The organism is Rhodococcus sp. B7740 (assembly GCF_000954115.1).
Taxonomy (GTDB): Bacteria; Actinomycetota; Actinomycetes; order Mycobacteriales; family Mycobacteriaceae; genus Rhodococcoides.
In genome coordinates this window covers 1,077,646-1,093,363 of record NZ_CP010797.1, presented here as the reverse complement: position 1 = coordinate 1,093,363, position 15,718 = coordinate 1,077,646, and the positions used below count along the sequence as shown (strand labels likewise).

The window sequence follows — 15,718 nt, the reverse complement described above, 5'->3', positions numbered from 1 at the left end:
GTGACGTCACCGCTGCGGTGACGTTACGTCGGGATCAGAAAGACCTCACCGGCTCCCGGTCCCTCGTGTGCGGTCGGTCAGAGTCCGAAGTTGCCCGGACCGCGTCGCCTCAGGTATTTCTCGAACTCGGCCGCGATGGCGTCGCCGTCGATCTTGGCGATCGCATCGGACATGTCCACCTCGGCGTCGCCGCGCTCCTCGAGGCTGCGGACGTATTCGCTGATCTCCTCGTCTTCCTTCGTCATCTCGGTCACCGCCTCTTCCCATTCCTCGGCCTGGGTCGGCAGTTCGCCGAGAGGTACCTCGATGTCGAGCACGTCCTCGACCCGCTGCAGCAGCGCCACGGTCGCCTTGGGGTTGGGCGGCTGAGAGACGTAGTGGGGAACAGCAGCCCAGAAGGAGACCGCGGGCACCCCGGCCTTGACGCATTCGTCCTGCAGTACGCCGGTGATTCCGGTCGGTCCCTCGTAGCGGGTCTGTTCGAGGTTGAACTGTTCGGCCGACTCGGTGCTGTAGGCGGTGCCGGTCACCGGAACGGGCCTGGTGTGTGGGGTGTCGGCCAGCAGGGCTCCCAGGATCACCACGGTCTCGACGCCGAGCTGTTCGACGAATTCGAGCAGGTCGTCGCAGAAGCTGCGCCAGCGCATGTTCGGCTCGATTCCGCGCAGCAGCACCACATCGCGTGAGCTGCCGGGAGGCGAACACACCGACAGCCGCGTCGACGGCCACTCGATCTCGCGAGTGACGCCGTCCACCTGGCGGACGGTCGGGCGGTTGACCTGGTAGTCGTAGTAGTCCTCGGAGTCCAGCTCGGCCAACGGGCTGGCGTCCCAGATCAGCTCCAGATGTTCGATCGCACCGCTGGCCGCATCGCCTGCGTCGTTCCACCCCTCGAAGGCAGCCACCAGGATCGGGGAGCGCAACTCGGGAATGTCGTCGTCGAGATCATCGAGATCGTCGGGTTCTGTGGCGTTGGCCACAGCGTCGTGGACGGCCTCGATCAATGCAGCATCGAGAGGCACATCCGATCCGGCACCTGAAATGTCCGTATTTTCGGTACCGTCGTCGATCGGGGACTGGCCATCGAGGTTTCGGGGACTCACCACGACAGCCTACGACCCGACGTAACTTCGGTGCCCACTACTCTGTAGTGATGCCCGCTGAACACAAGCCCAGTCTGCTCGATGCGATTTCACGTCGCGTTGTCATCGGCGACGGCGCGATGGGCACGATGCTCCAGGATGCCGAGCTGACTCTCGACGACTTCATCGGTCTCGAAGGCTGCAACGAAATCCTCAACGACACCCGGCCGGACGTCCTGCGGGAGATCCACCGCGAGTACTTCGCGGCAGGCGCGGACGCCGTCGAGACCAACACCTTCGGGTGCAACCTGCCGAACCTCGCCGACTACGACATCGAGGACCGCATCCGTGAACTCGCGGAGAAGGGCACCCGTCTCGCGCGCGAGACCGCCGACGAGATGGGCCCCGGCCGCGATGGAATGGGCCGCTACGTGCTGGGCTCGATGGGCCCGGGCACCAAGCTCCCCACCCTCGGACACGCTCCCTTCGCCCGACTGCGCGACGCGTACACCGAGGCCGCCCTCGGCATGATCGACGGCGGTGCCGATGCCATCCTGGTCGAGACCTGCCAGGATCTACTGCAGGTCAAAGCCGCGATCATCGGCAGTCAGCATGCGATGGACCGCCTCGGCGTCCGCATCCCGATCATCACCCACGTCACCGTCGAGACGACGGGCGCGATGCTCGTCGGCAGCGAGATCGGTGCCGCACTGACCGCACTCGAACCCCTCGGTATCGACATGATCGGGCTCAATTGTGCGACCGGTCCGGCCGAGATGAGCGAGCATCTGCGGCATCTGTCCAAGCATTCACGACTTCCGGTGTCGGTCATGCCCAACGCCGGCCTGCCGACGCTGGGCGCGAAGGGTGCCGAGTACCCCCTGACCGCCCCCGAACTGGCCGAGGCTCTGAGCGGTTTCGTCAACGAGTACGGGTTGGCTCTGGTCGGCGGTTGCTGTGGCACCACGCCCGAACACATCCGCCAGGTTGCCGACATGGTCCACGGGGCAACGAAACTGGAACGTCGGCCTGCACCCGAGCCGGGCGTGTCCTCGCTCTACACCGCCGTGCCGTTCGAGCAGGACGCCAGCATCCTGATGATCGGTGAGCGCACCAACTCCAACGGCTCCAAGGCATTTCGTGACGCGATGCTCGCCGAGGACTACGAGAAGTGCCTCGACATCGCCAAGGATCAGACGCGCGACGGTGCGCACATGTTGGACCTCAACGTGGACTACGTCGGCCGCGACGGTGCCGCCGACATGGCGGCACTGGCCAGCAGATTGGCGACTGCGTCGACGCTGCCGATCATGCTCGACTCCACCGAACCGGCCGTGCTCGAGGCCGGCCTCGAGCACCTCGGTGGACGTAGCGCCGTCAACTCCGTCAACTACGAGGACGGCGACGGTCCCGATTCGCGGTTCCAGAAGATCATGCGTCTGGTGAAGGAACACGGTGCCGCCGTCGTCGCTCTGACCATCGACGAGGAGGGGCAGGCGCGTACTGCCGAGTGGAAGGTGCGTGTCGCCGATCGCCTGATCACCGACATCACCGAGAACTGGGGCCTGCGCCACGAGGACATCATCGTCGACACCCTCACCTTCCCGATTTCCACCGGCCAGGAAGAGGTTCGACGCGACGGCATCGAGACCATCGAGGCGATCCGCCAGCTCAAGGAGAAGTACCCGAAGGTGCACACCACCCTCGGGTTGTCGAACATCTCGTTCGGTCTCAATCCTGCTGCCCGGCAGGTGCTGAACTCGGTTTTTCTGCACGAATGCACCCAGGCCGGTCTCGACACCGCCATCGTGCATGCCTCGAAGATCTTGCCGATGAACAAGATTCCCGACGAGCAACGCGAGACCGCTCTGGATCTGGTGTACGACCGCCGCCGCGAAGGCTACGACCCGCTGCAGAAGCTCATGCAGCTCTTCGAGGGCGTCTCCGCGGCCTCCGCTCGCGAATCCCGCGCCGAGGAACTCGGCCGACTGCCGCTGTTCGAGCGACTCGAACGGCGCATCGTCGACGGTGAGCGCAACGGCCTCGACGCCGATCTCGACACCGCGATGACCGAGAAGCCGCCGCTCGAGATCATCAACGAGACGTTGCTCTCGGGGATGAAGACCGTGGGCGAGCTGTTCGGCTCCGGGCAGATGCAGCTGCCGTTCGTGCTCGCCTCCGCCGAGGTGATGAAAGCTGCTGTGGCGTACCTCGAGCCGCACATGGAGGCGACCGACGACGACGGCAAGGGCCGCATCGTGCTCGGTACCGTCAAGGGCGACGTGCACGACATCGGCAAGAACCTCGTCGACATCATCTTGAGCAACAACGGCTACGAGGTGGTCAATCTCGGTATCAAGCAACCGATTTCGACCATTCTGGAAGCCGCGATCGACAAGCGCGCCGACGTGATCGGCATGTCCGGGCTGCTGGTGAAGTCGACGGTGGTCATGAAGGACAACCTGATCGAACTCAACTCGCGCGGTGTCGCCGAGCAATTCCCGGTGCTCCTCGGCGGAGCCGCGCTGACGCGGTCCTATGTCGAGAACGATCTGCAGGACGTCTACGAAGGCGACGTGCACTATGCGCGAGACGCGTTCGAAGGTCTTCGGTTGATGGACACCATCATGACAACCAAGCGTGGCGGCGGTCCGGCTCCGGACAGCCCCGAGGCACTCGCATCGAAGGCCAAGGCGGCCGAGCGCAAGGAACGTCACGAGCGCTCCAAGCGAATCGCGGAGAAGCGCAAGGCCGCCGAGGCACCGGTGGTCGTGCCCGAGCGATCCGATGTCGCTGCCGATATCGATATCCCGGTGCCACCCTTCTGGGGCACGCGCATCGTCAAGGGCGTGTCGCTGTCGGAGTACTCGGGGCTGCTCGACGAGCGGGCTCTGTTCCTGGGGCAGTGGGGTCTGCGCGGTGCACGTAAGGGCGAAGGTGCCACGTACGAGGATCTGGTGGAATCGGAAGGCAAACCGCGCCTGCGTTATTGGTTGGATCGCCTGAGCACCGACGGCATCCTCGCGCATGCGGCGTTGGTGTACGGATACTTCCCGGCGGTGTCGGAGGGCGACGACGTCGTCGTGCTCACCGAACCCGAACCCGACGCGCCCGAACGCTTCCGATTCACGTTCCCGCGTCAGCACCGCGACCGGTTCCTGTGCATCGCGGACTTCGTTCGATCGCGTTCGGCTGCACGGGAATCGGGCCAGGTCGATGTTCTGCCGATGAACCTGGTGACGATGGGGCAGCCCATCGCGGACTTCGCCAACGAGCTGTTCGCTGCCGACTCGTACCGCGACTACCTCGAGGTCCACGGAATCGGAGTTCAGCTCACCGAGGCCTTGGCCGAGTACTGGCATCGCCGGGTACGCGAGGAACTGAAGCTGTCCGACGGCAATTCCGTTGCCTCGGAGGATCCCACCGAGGCCGAAGGCTTCTTCAAACTCGAATATCGCGGTGCGCGTTACTCGTTCGGCTACGGAGCCTGCCCGGATCTCGAGGACCGCATCAAGCTCGCCGCGCTTCTCGAACCCGAGCGGATCGGCGTGAAGCTCTCCGAGGAACTGCAGTTGCACCCCGAACAGTCGACCGATGCATTCGTGCTTCATCACCCGGAGGCCAAGTACTTCAATGTCTAGTCCAACTCACCTGCACGGTGTCCTGTGGGACATGGACGGCACACTGCTCGACTCGGAGAAGATCTGGGACGTCGCTATCGGTGAGTACTCCCGCTCCCTGGGAACCGAACTCAGCGCGGAAGTACGCGAGAGCACCCTCGGTAACTCGATGCGGGACGCGCTGAGCAAGGTGCTGGCCAACGCCTCGGTGGAGGTCACCGACGATCATCTGGCCGAGGGGCGCGAATGGCTGACCGCCCGCGTCGGAGACCTGTTCGCCGAGGGGATTCCGTGGCGACCAGGTGCCAAGGACGCCCTTGCGCTCGTGCGCGAGATGGGCCTGTCCACTGGGCTGGTCACCAACACCGAACGCGGTCTGGTCGAGCGGGCACTGGACACCCTGGGCCGCGAGTACTTCGACATCACCGTCACCGGCGACGAGGTCGAGGCAGGCAAACCTCACCCGGCACCGTACCTGCGCGGTGCTGCGTTGCTCGGACTCGAGGCCGCGTCGTGCCTTGCGGTCGAGGATTCGCCCACCGGATCGCTCTCTGCCCACACGGCGGGGTGTCCGGTGTTGGTGGTTCCCTCCGAGATCGCAGTGCAGGCGGCACCCGGATACACGATTCGCGACGGTCTCGTCGGACTCACTGCCGAGGACGTTCGCCGGGCCTGGTCGGGCCGAACGCCCTAATCTCGACCGTATTCGTGTACCCGAGTGACGACGTGAAAGAATATCCAGTCGTGAAGACTTTCGATTCGCTGTTCGCCGAGCTCACCGATCGCTCGAAGACCCGTCCCGAGGGTTCGGGCACCGTCGCAGCGTTGGACGCTGGAGTTCATTTCCAGGGCAAGAAGGTCCTCGAAGAAGCAGGTGAAGTGTGGATCGCTGCCGAGCACGAGAGCGACGAGGCGCTCGCCGAGGAGATTTCGCAGCTTCTCTACTGGGTCCAGGTGATGATGGTGGGCAGAGGCCTCGAACTCGAGGACGTCTACAAACATCTGTGAGTTCGATCCGCTTGTCGCTCACGAACTCGTCGAACAAGGACACTCCATGCTGCGCGTAGCCGTACCCAACAAGGGCGCTCTTTCCGAGTCCGCCGCCGAGATTCTCAGTGAAGCCGGCTACCGACGCCGAAGCGACTCGAAGGACCTGACGGTTCTCGATCCGGCGAACGGCGTCGAGTTCTTCTTTCTCCGCCCCAAGGACATCGCGATCTACGTCGGATCCGGGCAATTGGATCTGGGTATCACCGGACGCGACCTGGCGCTCGATTCCGGTGCCGCGGTCGAGGAACGGCTGGCACTCGGGTTCGGCCGATCGACCTTCCGCTACGCCGCACCCGCGGGCAAGCAGTGGGCACCCGAGGACCTGGGCGGACTGCGCATCGCCACGTCCTATCCCAATCTGGTGCGTAAGGATCTGGCCGCCAGAGGACTCGAGGCTACGGTCATCCGCCTCGACGGTGCGGTCGAGATCTCCATCCAGCTCGGTGTGGCCGACGCGATCGCCGACGTGGTGGAGTCGGGACGTTCGTTGCGTCAGAACAACCTCGTGGCCTTCGGCGACTCTCTCTGCGATTCGGAGGGTGTGTTGATCGAACGAGCAGGCGCTCCGGGCACCGACTCCGCACGAAAGCAACTCATCGCCCGTGTCCAGGGCGTCGTCTTCGCGCAGCAGTACCTGATGCTCGATTACGACTGCCCCAAGGCGATCCTCGACGAGGCCGTGAAGATCACCCCGGGAATCGAATCGCCGACCCTCGCCCCGATGGTCGACGACAACTGGGTTGCCGTGCGCGCCATGGTTTCTCGCAAGGTCCACAACAACGTCATGGATCAGCTCGCCGAGCTGGGTGCCAAGGCGATCCTCGCTTCCGACATCAGGTCCTGTCGAGCATTCTGAGTCCGGGCAGCCGACGGGTCGTGTCGCGCGTTGCGTGCGCGCCGCGGGTGCCCCGATCGTTGTCGCTCGTCAGGTGCGACGCCGAACCAATACCGTCTGCGCGATGCGCCCGACCGGTCCCAGTTCGTCACTGAGCGTGCCTGCACACATGGCGATACCGTCGGGACCGGTGGAGGTCTCCGCCGAGACTCCTACCCATTCACCCTGCGGCACTCGGAACACGTGCACGGTCAGGTCGGTGTTCAAGAACGTCCATTCGTCGATCGGCAGTTTCGCACCGATGCCGTTGGCGATGTCCGCAATCGAGAAGAGTCGTTCCAGGGATGTCATCGATTCACCCTGCACGAGAACGGGTGTGGGCCTGGCCCAGATCTCACCCGGTCCGTCGGCTCCGAGTCCGGTGAGGATCTTGAACTCGACGGCGTCGAGATAACCCGACGACCAGGTGCCACCGAAGGTGTAGTCGACACCGTCGCTCACCGGTCGCATCACCGGATCGCCCGAGTGAGCCACGTCGTCCGTCGGCGTGGTGCGCATACGCCATGCGCTGCCCCGGGCGACAGCGCGCGCAGTTCCCGAGGCACCGGCCGCCCACAGTTCCGCCACGACGAGCTCGATATTGGTACCGGGACGCTCCGTCCATGCTCGGATCTCGATGTCGCCGACCGGAACCGGTCCGAGGATGTCCACGGCCACCCGACTGATCCGAGTGTCCTCGCGCGCGTCGACGCGCTCGAGTGCACGGACCAACAGGGCGGACGGCGGTGCCCCGTGCTGCATCGTCGGTGCCCACAGGCTGACGGTGTGCTCGGTGGCGGTGACCCTCTCGTGGCCTTCACTGCCGAGACCGGCGGGGACGAAGAAGGCGTTCGGAATCGTCACTGCTCGGACACCGCAGAAGCCTGGGCCGTCTGCGGCCAACCCGGATACGGCGGGGGAGTGCCGCCGAACTCGGGGCACAGGGCCTGGTGGTCGCACCACTTGCACAGTGCGCCCTTCTTGGCGCGGAAGTCACCGGTCTCGCCTGCAGCCAGAATCGCTTTCCAGATGGCAGACAGCATGCGCTCGAACCTGCGCAGCTCGTCTTCGTCCGGAGCGTAGGTCAGTTCCTGCTTGTCGGCGAGATACATCAATTTCAGTTGCGCCGGAACGACGCCGCGCATGCGCATGATCATCAGGGCGTAGAACTTCATCTGGAACAGCGCCTTGGACTCGGTGAACTCCCGCGGTGCCCGACCGGTTTTGTAGTCGACGACGCGAATCATGCCGTTGGGTGCGACGTCGATTCGATCGATGAATCCCCGAAGCGGCGTGCCGTCGTCCAGATCGATCTCCACCCGTTGCTCGCAGGACTCGGGCTCGAAGTGAGTGGGGTCCTCGAGTTCGTAGTACCCGGCGACCAGAGCCCGAGCGCGATCGAGAAAGGCCGTCCGCTCGTCGGCCGGAACCAACGACTCGATGGCGGGCGACTGGGCAACCACTCGCTCCCACGCCGGATCCACCAGGTCGCGCGCAGTCGTCGGCACGCGGTCCTGCGCAGGCAGCGCGTAGAGAGCCTCCAGTGCGGCATGCACCACAGTTCCCTTGACCTGAGCTTCGGTGGAGACCTCCGGAATGCGGTCGACCGCGCGAAAGCGGTAGAGGAGAGGACACTGCTTGAAATCGCCTGCGCGGGAGGGCGACAACGCCGGCGTGCTGCGGGGGCTCGGCACCGCCAGTGGCGGTCGCGCGCTGTCGCCGAGGTCGAGTAGAGGCAAGTCGATGGGCGTCGACACGGAAATACTCACGACTGCGAGACTATGCCGTTGGTCCGACATCTTCGGTCAAGGCCGTAGTCTGGCACGTCGAGTCGTCCCAGGTGTCGGACCAACAGGTCGGGCGTCGAACAGAGCAACGAAAGCAGGTTCCGCTGTGCCGTCCGGTGATGCTGTGTCCTTCGGTGATTCCGCGTCCGCGGCAAGCGACGGTTCCGAGGTCGACGCGATCGTCGACGTTCCGGCTCCAGGTGCAGACGAGGTGGTCACCGCGACCGTCGACGAGATCGAACTCGACGACGCTACGACGATCGACGACGGGATGCCCGTCGAGCCGGTACCGACCGGACCCGCCCGCAGCGGTCCGTTCCGCGTCGGAGACCGAGTCCAGCTCACCGACGGCAAGGGCCGTCACTACACGGTGGTGCTCGAGGCGGGCAAGGAATTCCACACGCACCGGGGCGGGATCACCCACGACAAACTGCTCGGGGCGGACGAGGGCAGCGTCGTCACGTCCGTCAACGGCACCCCCTACCTCGCGCTTCGGCCGCTGTTGACCGACTACGTGCTGTCGATGCCGCGTGGCGCGCAGGTCATCTACCCCAAGGATGCAGCCCAGATCGTCCACGAGGGCGATATGTTCCCCGGAGCCCGCGTACTCGAGGCCGGTGCCGGATCGGGCGCTCTGACGTGCTCGCTGCTGCGTGCGGTGGGTACGGAAGGAACGGTCATCTCCTACGAGATCCGCCAGGACCATGCCGACTACGCGATCAAGAACGTCGAGACGTTCTTCGGCGAGCGGCCGTCCAACTGGCACCTGACGGTGGCCGACGTGGATCGGTTCGGTGTCGATCGACCGGGGGAGCAGGTGGATCGGGTCGTTCTGGACATGCTGGCCCCCTGGGACGCACTGCCCGCCGTATCGAAAGCTCTCGTTCCGGGCGGAGTGCTGTTGGTGTACGTCGCAACGGTGACGCAGCTGTCCAAGGTCGTCGAAGCCCTACGCGCACAGGAATGCTGGACCGAACCCCGTTCGTGGGAGTCGATGGTGCGCGGTTGGCACGTCGTGGGACTGGCGGTTCGGCCCGAGCATCGGATGCAGGGGCACACCGCATTCCTCGTGAGTGTTCGACGCCTCGCCGAGGGCACCGTCACGCCGAAGCCGCAGCGTCGATCGGGCAAGGGCTGACGATCGGCGTCGGCGAGGATTCCGACCTCTCGGTCTAGGCGCAGGGAGCCTGTCCCATAGCGAGAATCCGGCAGGTGCTGGCATCCGAGAGCTTCCAGTTGCCATCGATCAGCACCCAGGTCTGAGGGGACGGAGCTGCCGTTCCCCGTGGGGTGGCGATCGCGACGTCGGCGGTCGACGTCTCGCCCTCGACCGTCGGTTCGGCAACCTCGAACGTGATCGCGCCGTAGTTCGCCAGGGCCGCGGTCATCGTTTCGAGGTTGGTCAGGCGTGCCTGCCCGTTCTCGACCGACGCCGCCTTCGTCGCTGCGTCGACGTTCGGGGCCACCAATTGCAGCAGCGATGCTTCGAGTTCACCGGATGTCGGCGGCGCGACGGCGGGCGCATCGGCTGCCGGAACGCTGCTCTCGGCGGCCGACGTCGAATTGTGATCGGTCTGATCGGATTCATCGGCCGAGCTGCACCCGGCTACCGACATCACCGCCGTCGCGAGCGCGACAGCTACCGAGAAATTACGCATCTTCACTGGTGAAGCCCCTGATTCCGTGGTCGGTCCGCTGTTTGGTCAGGTGAGGCTAACATGAATTCGACCGACGCTCGGTGCGGTCGAGACGCAGTGCTCACACGTCCCGATCGTGGTGTCGGTCCGCACATTCGGGCCGGTGCCGGTAGCGTTGATAGATCGTCACTGGGAGGAGTCGCTCATGAGCTCAACAGACAATCCGGATGTGGCCGCGGCCAGAGCCGAACTGGACGCCGTGCGAGCCGAAGCTGCTTCGCTGCGCCGTCAACTGGGGGAGTCCCCCGAGCAGGTACGCGAACTCGAAGGTCGCGTCGATTCACTGTCTCTGCGCAACGCGAAACTGATGGACACCCTCAAAGAGGCGAGACAGCAGCTCATCGCGCTCCGAGAGGAGGTGGATCGCCTCGGCCAACCACCGAGCGGCTACGGCGTTCTGCTGAGCGTGTTCGAGGACGGCACGGTCGACGTGTTCACCTCGGGACGCAAGATGAGGCTGACGTGTTCACCGAACATCGAGGCCGATTCACTCGCACCGGGACAGACGGTGCGACTGAACGAAGCGTTGACCATCGTCGAGGCCTGCACCTTCGACCAGGTCGGCGAGATCAGCACTCTGCGTGAGCTTCTGGGCGACGGGTCGAGGGCACTCGTCGTCGGTCACGCCGACGAGGAACGAGTCGTGTGGCTGGCCAAGCCGTTGATCGACATGGTCAACGACGAGGGTCCGATCGACCCGGACGAACCGTCCCGCAAACTTCGCCCCGGCGATTCCTTGCTCGTCGACACCAAGGCCGGCTACGCCTTCGAACGTGTCCCCAAGGCCGAGGTGGAGGACCTGGTCCTCGAAGAGGTGCCGGACGTCGGATACGAGGACATCGGTGGTCTCGGGCGACAGATCGAGCAGATTCGCGACGCCGTCGAACTCCCGTTCCTGCACAAGGATCTGTTCCGCGAGTACTCCCTGCGTCCACCCAAGGGTGTGCTGCTCTACGGCCCTCCCGGTTGTGGAAAGACGTTGATCGCCAAGGCCGTTGCCAATTCGTTGGCCAAGAAGATCGCCGAGGCCCGCGGGCAGGACGCCAAGGAAGCGAAGTCGTTCTTCCTCAACATCAAGGGCCCCGAACTGCTCAACAAGTTCGTCGGCGAGACCGAGCGGCACATCCGCATGATCTTCCAGCGCGCACGGGAGAAGGCGTCCGAGGGCACCCCGGTCATCGTGTTCTTCGACGAGATGGACTCGATCTTCCGAACCCGCGGTTCGGGCGTCTCGTCCGACGTCGAGACGACGGTCGTTCCGCAGCTGCTCGCCGAGATCGACGGCGTCGAGGGGCTGGAGAACGTCATCGTCATCGGTGCCTCCAACCGTGAGGACATGATCGACCCCGCGATCCTGCGGCCCGGTCGCCTGGACGTCAAGATCAAGATCGAGCGGCCCGACGCCGAATCGGCACAGGACATCTTCTCCAAGTACCTGACCGATTCGCTGCCGGTCAACGCCGACGACGTCGCGGAGTTCGCTGGAGACCGCGCAGCCTGCATCCGAGGGATGATCGACCGCGTCGTCGAGCGCATGTACGCCGAAAGCGACGACAACCGCTTCCTCGAGGTGACGTATGCCAACGGCGACAAGGAGGTTCTGTACTTCAAGGACTTCAACTCCGGGGCCATGATCCAGAACATCGTGGACCGCGCGAAGAAGTACGCCATCAAGTCGGTACTCGAAACCGGAAACAGCGGTCTGCGGATTCAGCATCTCTTCGACTCCATCGTCGACGAGTTCGCCGAGAACGAAGACCTGCCGAACACCACGAACCCGGACGACTGGGCTCGAATCTCCGGCAAGAAGGGCGAGCGGATCGTCTACATTCGCACGCTGGTCACCGGCAAGAACGCCAGCGCGAGCCGGGCGATCGACACCGAGGCCAACACCGGCCAGTACCTGTAGCTTCGTCCAACACCACTTTCGGGGCGCGTCCGCACAGGGCGCGCCCCGAATGCGCTCTTCGGTCGACGTCTAGGCTCGACACATGCAGCGCATCATCGGTATCGAGGTCGAGTACGGCATTTCTTCGCCCACCGAACCCACCGCCAACCCGATCCTGACGTCGACCCAGGCAGTGCTCGCCTACGCGGCGGCCGCCGGAGTTCCCCGGGCCAAGCGCACGCGCTGGGACTACGAGGTCGAATCGCCGCTGCGTGACGCACGCGGCTTCGACCTCGGACGCTTCAGTGGCCCCGCACCGGTGATCGACGCCGACGAGATCGGCGCAGCCAACATGATTCTCACCAACGGTGCTCGCCTGTACGTCGATCACGCCCACCCCGAGTACTCGGCTCCGGAGGTACGTGACCCGCTGGACGCAGTCATCTGGGACAAGGCAGGCGAGCGCGTGATGGAAGCCGCAGCCCGCCATGCGTCGAGCGTCCCGGGAGCGCCGCGCCTGCAGCTGTACAAGAACAACGTCGACGGTAAGGGCGCGTCGTACGGCACTCACGAGAACTACCTGATGTCGCGCGAGACGCCGTTCTCGGCGGTCATCGCGGGTCTGTCGCCGTTCTTCGCTTCGAGGCAGGTCATCACCGGGTCCGGACGCGTCGGGATCGGCCAGTCCGGCGACGAGGCAGGCTTCCAGCTCTCGCAGCGGGCGGATTACATCGAGGTGGAGGTGGGCCTCGAGACCACCCTCAAACGCGGCATCATCAACACGCGCGACGAACCGCACGCGGACGCGGACAAGTATCGCCGCCTGCACTGCATCATCGGCGACGCCAATCTCGCCGAGATGTCGACCTACCTCAAGGTCGGCACCACAGCGCTCGTGCTCGACATCATCGAAGCCGGCGTCGACCTGTCCGATCTGCAGCTGGCCAGGCCGGTGACCGCAGTCCATCAGATCAGCCACGATCCGACGCTGCGCAAGGCCGTCGCTCTCGCCGACGGCCGCGAACTGACCGGGCTTGCGCTGCAGCGGATCTACCACCAGCGCGTTGCCAAGTTCGTCGCTGCCGAGGGCAGTGACGATGCGCGCGCACTCGACGTGCTCGACAAGTGGGCCATGGTCCTCGACCTTCTCGAGCGGGATCCGATGGAGTGCGCCCATCTGCTGGACTGGCCCGCGAAACTGCGCCTGCTGGAAGGATTCCGCCAGCGCGAGGGGCTCGGGTGGTCGGCTCCGCGGCTGCATCTGGTCGATCTGCAGTACTCCGATGTTCGGCTGGACAAAGGCCTGTACAACCGGCTGGTCGCTCGTGGGTCGATGGATCGACTGGTCACCGAACAGCAGGTGCTCGATGCCGTCGGCACGCCGCCGGAGGACACGAGGGCGTACTTCCGCGGCGAATGCCTGCGCAAGTTCGGAGCAGACATCGCTGCGGCGAGCTGGGACTCGGTCATCTTCGATCTCGGCGGTGACTCCCTCGTTCGCATCCCGACTCTCGAGCCGCTCCGGGGCACCAAATCGCACGTCGGTGCGCTGCTCGAGTCGGTCGACAGCGCCGCAGAGCTCGTCGATCAGCTCACCAACTGACGCACCCCGGGACCGACGCCGACCAAAGGCGGTGTCTTGTCGACCGGCGGAGTCGGTCAGTCGGTAGGGTAAAGGTCCGTGCACTTTCGGCGGAACGTTCGGTTGCACTTGCACATCCACGACGGTGCACCTCGGATCGACCGGTGAGAGTGCAGTAGATCTGTTTTCTCGATACACGGAGGAGGTCGGCGACTATGGCACAGGAGCAGACACGGCGCTCTGGCGGCGGCGACGACGATGAGGTTCCCGGCGACACCGGAGCCGGTGGTCAGGAACGACGCGAGAAGCTGGCCGAGGAGACCGACGACCTTCTCGACGAGATCGACGACGTGCTCGAGGAAAACGCCGAGGACTTCGTCCGCGCCTACGTTCAGAAGGGCGGCCAGTGACGGTGGATCGTTCGGACCCACGGTCGGCAGGCGACGGAACGGCGATCCCATTCGGGACGAGCAGCTCGTCGTTCTCCGATTATCTTCGTCGGCACGCCCCTCATCTGTTGCCCGAGAGCGGTATCGCGGCGGATCTGGCGACCAATACCGCTAATGGCTGCTCGGACAAGTCCGGGATCGCTCCACACGGGACGACGATCGTTGCACTGACCTACGCAGGCGGCGTTCTGATCGCGGGTGACCGGCGGGCCACGCAGGGCAATCTGATCGCCAACCGCGACATGCAGAAGGTCTACGTCACCGACGACTACTCCGCCGCGGGTATCGCCGGAACCGCGGGCATCGCGATCGAGCTGGTTCGGCTCTTCGCCGTCGAACTCGAGCACTACGAGAAGATCGAAGGCGTGCCGCTCACGTTCAACGGCAAGGCCAACAAGCTGTCGTCGATGGTGCGAAGCAACCTCGGTGCCGCGATGCAGGGGCTCGCCGCCGTCCCGTTGCTGGTCGGATTCGACATCGACATCTCGGACCCGGATCGAGCCGGACGCATCGTCTCCTACGACGTGGTCGGCGGGCGATACGAGGAGCGTTCGGGTTACCACGCCGTGGGATCGGGCTCGTTGTTCGCCAAGTCCGCGCTCAAGAAGCTCTATCGCCCCGGAATGACCGAGGAGGAGGCGATTCGTGCAGCGGTGGAATCGCTGTACGACGCCGCCGACGACGACTCGGCCACAGGCGGTCCTGACGTCACCCGCGGGATCTACCCGACGGCAGTTGCCATCACCAGTGTCGGGGCGGACGACGTTGCACACGAGAGGATTTCGGCTGCTGCTCGGTCGGTTCTCGCGGAGCGGACGGAGAGTGCAGCGCATTCCGGCGGTGCCGAGCACCACACTCGGGCCGGCCAGCAAGTGAGCGAAGGGGGTAGCGCACCATGACGATGCCGTACTACGCATCTGCCGAACAGATCATGCGCGATCGTTCGGAGTTGGCGCGCAAGGGAATCGGCCGCGGCCGCAGCGTCATCGTGCTGACGTATGCGGACGGGGTCCTCTTCGTCGCCGAGAACCGTTCGACCGCGTTGCACAAGGTGAGCGAACTCTACGACCGGATCGGCTTCGCGGCCGTGGGCAAGTACAACGAGTTCGAGAACCTGCGCAAGGCCGGTATCCAGCACGCCGATATCAAGGGCTACACCTACGATCGGCGCGACGTGACCGGCCGTTCGCTTGCCAAGACGTACGCGCAAGCACTCGGCACGATCTTCACCGAGCAGCTCAAGCCGTACGAGGTCGAGATCTGTGTCGCGGAGGTGTCGCACCAGGACGAGCCGATCGCCACGCAGCTCTACCGCATCACCTACGACGGATCCATCGTCGACGAGCAGGATTTCGTCGTCATGGGCGGGACGACCGAGCCGATCGTGGCCGCACTGAAGGACACCTACCGCGCCGGGCTGGACCTGGCAGACGCGGTACGTGTGGCCGTCGACGCACTCACGGCAGGCCCGACTGCGCCGCCCGCGGCGGGCGGCGAGCCGGAGAAGAAGGTTCTCGAGGTGTCGGCGCTCGAGGTCGCGGTGCTGGACCAGGCGCGGCCGCGACGAGCGTTCAGACGCATTGCCGGGGCTGCGCTGGAGGACATGTTGCCGGCGCCGACTGCAGCGGTCGAGACGGCACCCGACACCGAAGGTGCACCACCGTCCTGACCGATGGTCCCGACACTCGT

14 protein-coding genes are annotated in these 15,718 nt (G+C 65.0%); 10 read left to right on the top strand and 4 right to left on the bottom strand.

Annotated elements, in window-relative coordinates; genetic code table 11:
- Nucleotides 1-77 precede the first annotated feature (77 nt).
- Complete coding sequence (locus NY08_RS04955) at nt 78-980, bottom strand: PAC2 family protein (protein ID WP_045199747.1); 903 nt, start codon at nt 978-980, stop codon at nt 78-80.
- Between the two features lie 173 nt (nt 981-1,153).
- Between NY08_RS04955 and metH the strand changes: the two genes are divergently transcribed.
- The 4 genes from metH to hisG are packed head-to-tail and all read left to right on the top strand — an operon-like array spanning nt 1,154 to nt 6,608.
- Nucleotides 1,154-4,723 (top strand): methionine synthase, encoded by a 3,570-nt coding sequence (gene metH, locus NY08_RS04950; RefSeq protein WP_045195210.1) that lies wholly within the window; start codon nt 1,154-1,156, stop codon nt 4,721-4,723.
- The gene (locus NY08_RS04945; RefSeq protein WP_032398068.1) at nt 4,716-5,396 is read left to right on the top strand and encodes an HAD family hydrolase; all 681 of its coding nucleotides are present in this window, start codon (nt 4,716-4,718) and stop codon (nt 5,394-5,396) included. Before metH ends, NY08_RS04945 begins: the two co-directional genes overlap by 8 nt.
- A 50-nt stretch (nt 5,397-5,446) precedes the next feature.
- Nucleotides 5,447-5,710: a phosphoribosyl-ATP diphosphatase gene (locus NY08_RS04940; protein ID WP_032398466.1), complete on the top strand. Its 264-nt coding sequence runs from the start codon at nt 5,447-5,449 to the stop codon at nt 5,708-5,710.
- 46 nt (nt 5,711-5,756) lie between these two features.
- Nucleotides 5,757-6,608: an ATP phosphoribosyltransferase gene (gene hisG, locus NY08_RS04935; RefSeq protein ID WP_045195208.1), complete on the top strand. Its 852-nt coding sequence runs from the start codon at nt 5,757-5,759 to the stop codon at nt 6,606-6,608.
- Between the two features lie 69 nt (nt 6,609-6,677).
- Here the strand turns inward: hisG and NY08_RS04930 are convergent, their stop codons facing one another.
- Together NY08_RS04930 and NY08_RS04925 are read right to left on the bottom strand one after the other, a co-directional pair.
- Complete coding sequence (locus tag NY08_RS04930) at nt 6,678-7,490, bottom strand: thioesterase family protein (RefSeq protein WP_082073696.1); 813 nt, start codon at nt 7,488-7,490, stop codon at nt 6,678-6,680.
- A complete protein-coding gene (locus tag NY08_RS04925) occupies nt 7,487-8,326 on the bottom strand; it encodes a RecB family exonuclease (RefSeq protein ID WP_032398468.1) in 840 nt (279 codons plus the stop codon). Before NY08_RS04925 ends, NY08_RS04930 begins: the two co-directional genes overlap by 4 nt.
- A gap of 358 nt (nt 8,327-8,684) precedes the next feature.
- Between NY08_RS04925 and NY08_RS04920 the strand changes: the two genes are divergently transcribed.
- The gene (locus tag NY08_RS04920) at nt 8,685-9,551 is read left to right on the top strand and encodes a tRNA (adenine-N1)-methyltransferase (RefSeq protein ID WP_045199744.1); all 867 of its coding nucleotides are present in this window, start codon (nt 8,685-8,687) and stop codon (nt 9,549-9,551) included.
- A gap of 34 nt (nt 9,552-9,585) precedes the next feature.
- On the opposite strand, the gene NY08_RS04915 is transcribed toward NY08_RS04920, so the two are convergent.
- The gene (locus tag NY08_RS04915) at nt 9,586-10,071 is read right to left on the bottom strand and encodes a hypothetical protein (protein ID WP_045199743.1); all 486 of its coding nucleotides are present in this window, start codon (nt 10,069-10,071) and stop codon (nt 9,586-9,588) included.
- A gap of 184 nt (nt 10,072-10,255) precedes the next feature.
- Between NY08_RS04915 and arc the strand changes: the two genes are divergently transcribed.
- The 5 genes from arc (at nt 10,256) to prcA (ending at nt 15,698) form a co-directional block, all read left to right on the top strand.
- Nucleotides 10,256-12,019: a proteasome ATPase gene (gene arc / locus NY08_RS04910; RefSeq protein ID WP_045199741.1), complete on the top strand. Its 1,764-nt coding sequence runs from the start codon at nt 10,256-10,258 to the stop codon at nt 12,017-12,019.
- Nucleotides 12,020-12,101: 82 nt separating this feature from the next.
- Nucleotides 12,102-13,601, top strand: a complete 1,500-nt coding sequence (dop, locus tag NY08_RS04905) for a depupylase/deamidase Dop (protein ID WP_032398070.1) — start codon at nt 12,102-12,104, stop codon at nt 13,599-13,601.
- A gap of 194 nt (nt 13,602-13,795) precedes the next feature.
- The gene (locus NY08_RS04900; protein WP_008716348.1) at nt 13,796-13,990 is read left to right on the top strand and encodes a ubiquitin-like protein Pup; all 195 of its coding nucleotides are present in this window, start codon (nt 13,796-13,798) and stop codon (nt 13,988-13,990) included.
- Nucleotides 13,987-14,928 (top strand): proteasome subunit beta, encoded by a 942-nt coding sequence (prcB, locus tag NY08_RS04895; protein ID WP_045195202.1) that lies wholly within the window; start codon nt 13,987-13,989, stop codon nt 14,926-14,928. The genes NY08_RS04900 and prcB overlap by 4 nt, the downstream gene beginning before the upstream one ends.
- Complete coding sequence (gene prcA / locus NY08_RS04890; RefSeq protein ID WP_032398072.1) at nt 14,925-15,698, top strand: proteasome subunit alpha; 774 nt, start codon at nt 14,925-14,927, stop codon at nt 15,696-15,698. Before prcB ends, prcA begins: the two co-directional genes overlap by 4 nt.
- Nucleotides 15,699-15,718 lie beyond the last annotated feature (20 nt).

Excerpts from the sequence above, each read along its gene's own strand:
- metH (WP_045195210.1), top strand. The coding sequence starts at position 1,154 with ATGCCCGCTGAACACAAGCCCAGTCTGCTCGATGCGATTTCACGTCGC.
- NY08_RS04945 (WP_032398068.1), top strand. The coding sequence starts at position 4,716 with ATGTCTAGTCCAACTCACCTGCACGGTGTCCTGTGGGACATGGACGGC.
- hisG (WP_045195208.1), top strand. The coding sequence starts at position 5,757 with ATGCTGCGCGTAGCCGTACCCAACAAGGGCGCTCTTTCCGAGTCCGCC.
- NY08_RS04920 (WP_045199744.1), top strand. The coding sequence starts at position 8,685 with ATGCCCGTCGAGCCGGTACCGACCGGACCCGCCCGCAGCGGTCCGTTC.
- NY08_RS04915 (WP_045199743.1), bottom strand. The coding sequence starts at position 10,071 with ATGCGTAATTTCTCGGTAGCTGTCGCGCTCGCGACGGCGGTGATGTCG.
- arc (WP_045199741.1), top strand. The coding sequence starts at position 10,256 with ATGAGCTCAACAGACAATCCGGATGTGGCCGCGGCCAGAGCCGAACTG.
- dop (WP_032398070.1), top strand. The coding sequence starts at position 12,102 with ATGCAGCGCATCATCGGTATCGAGGTCGAGTACGGCATTTCTTCGCCC.
- NY08_RS04900 (WP_008716348.1), top strand. The coding sequence starts at position 13,796 with ATGGCACAGGAGCAGACACGGCGCTCTGGCGGCGGCGACGACGATGAG.
- prcA (WP_032398072.1), top strand. The coding sequence starts at position 14,925 with ATGACGATGCCGTACTACGCATCTGCCGAACAGATCATGCGCGATCGT.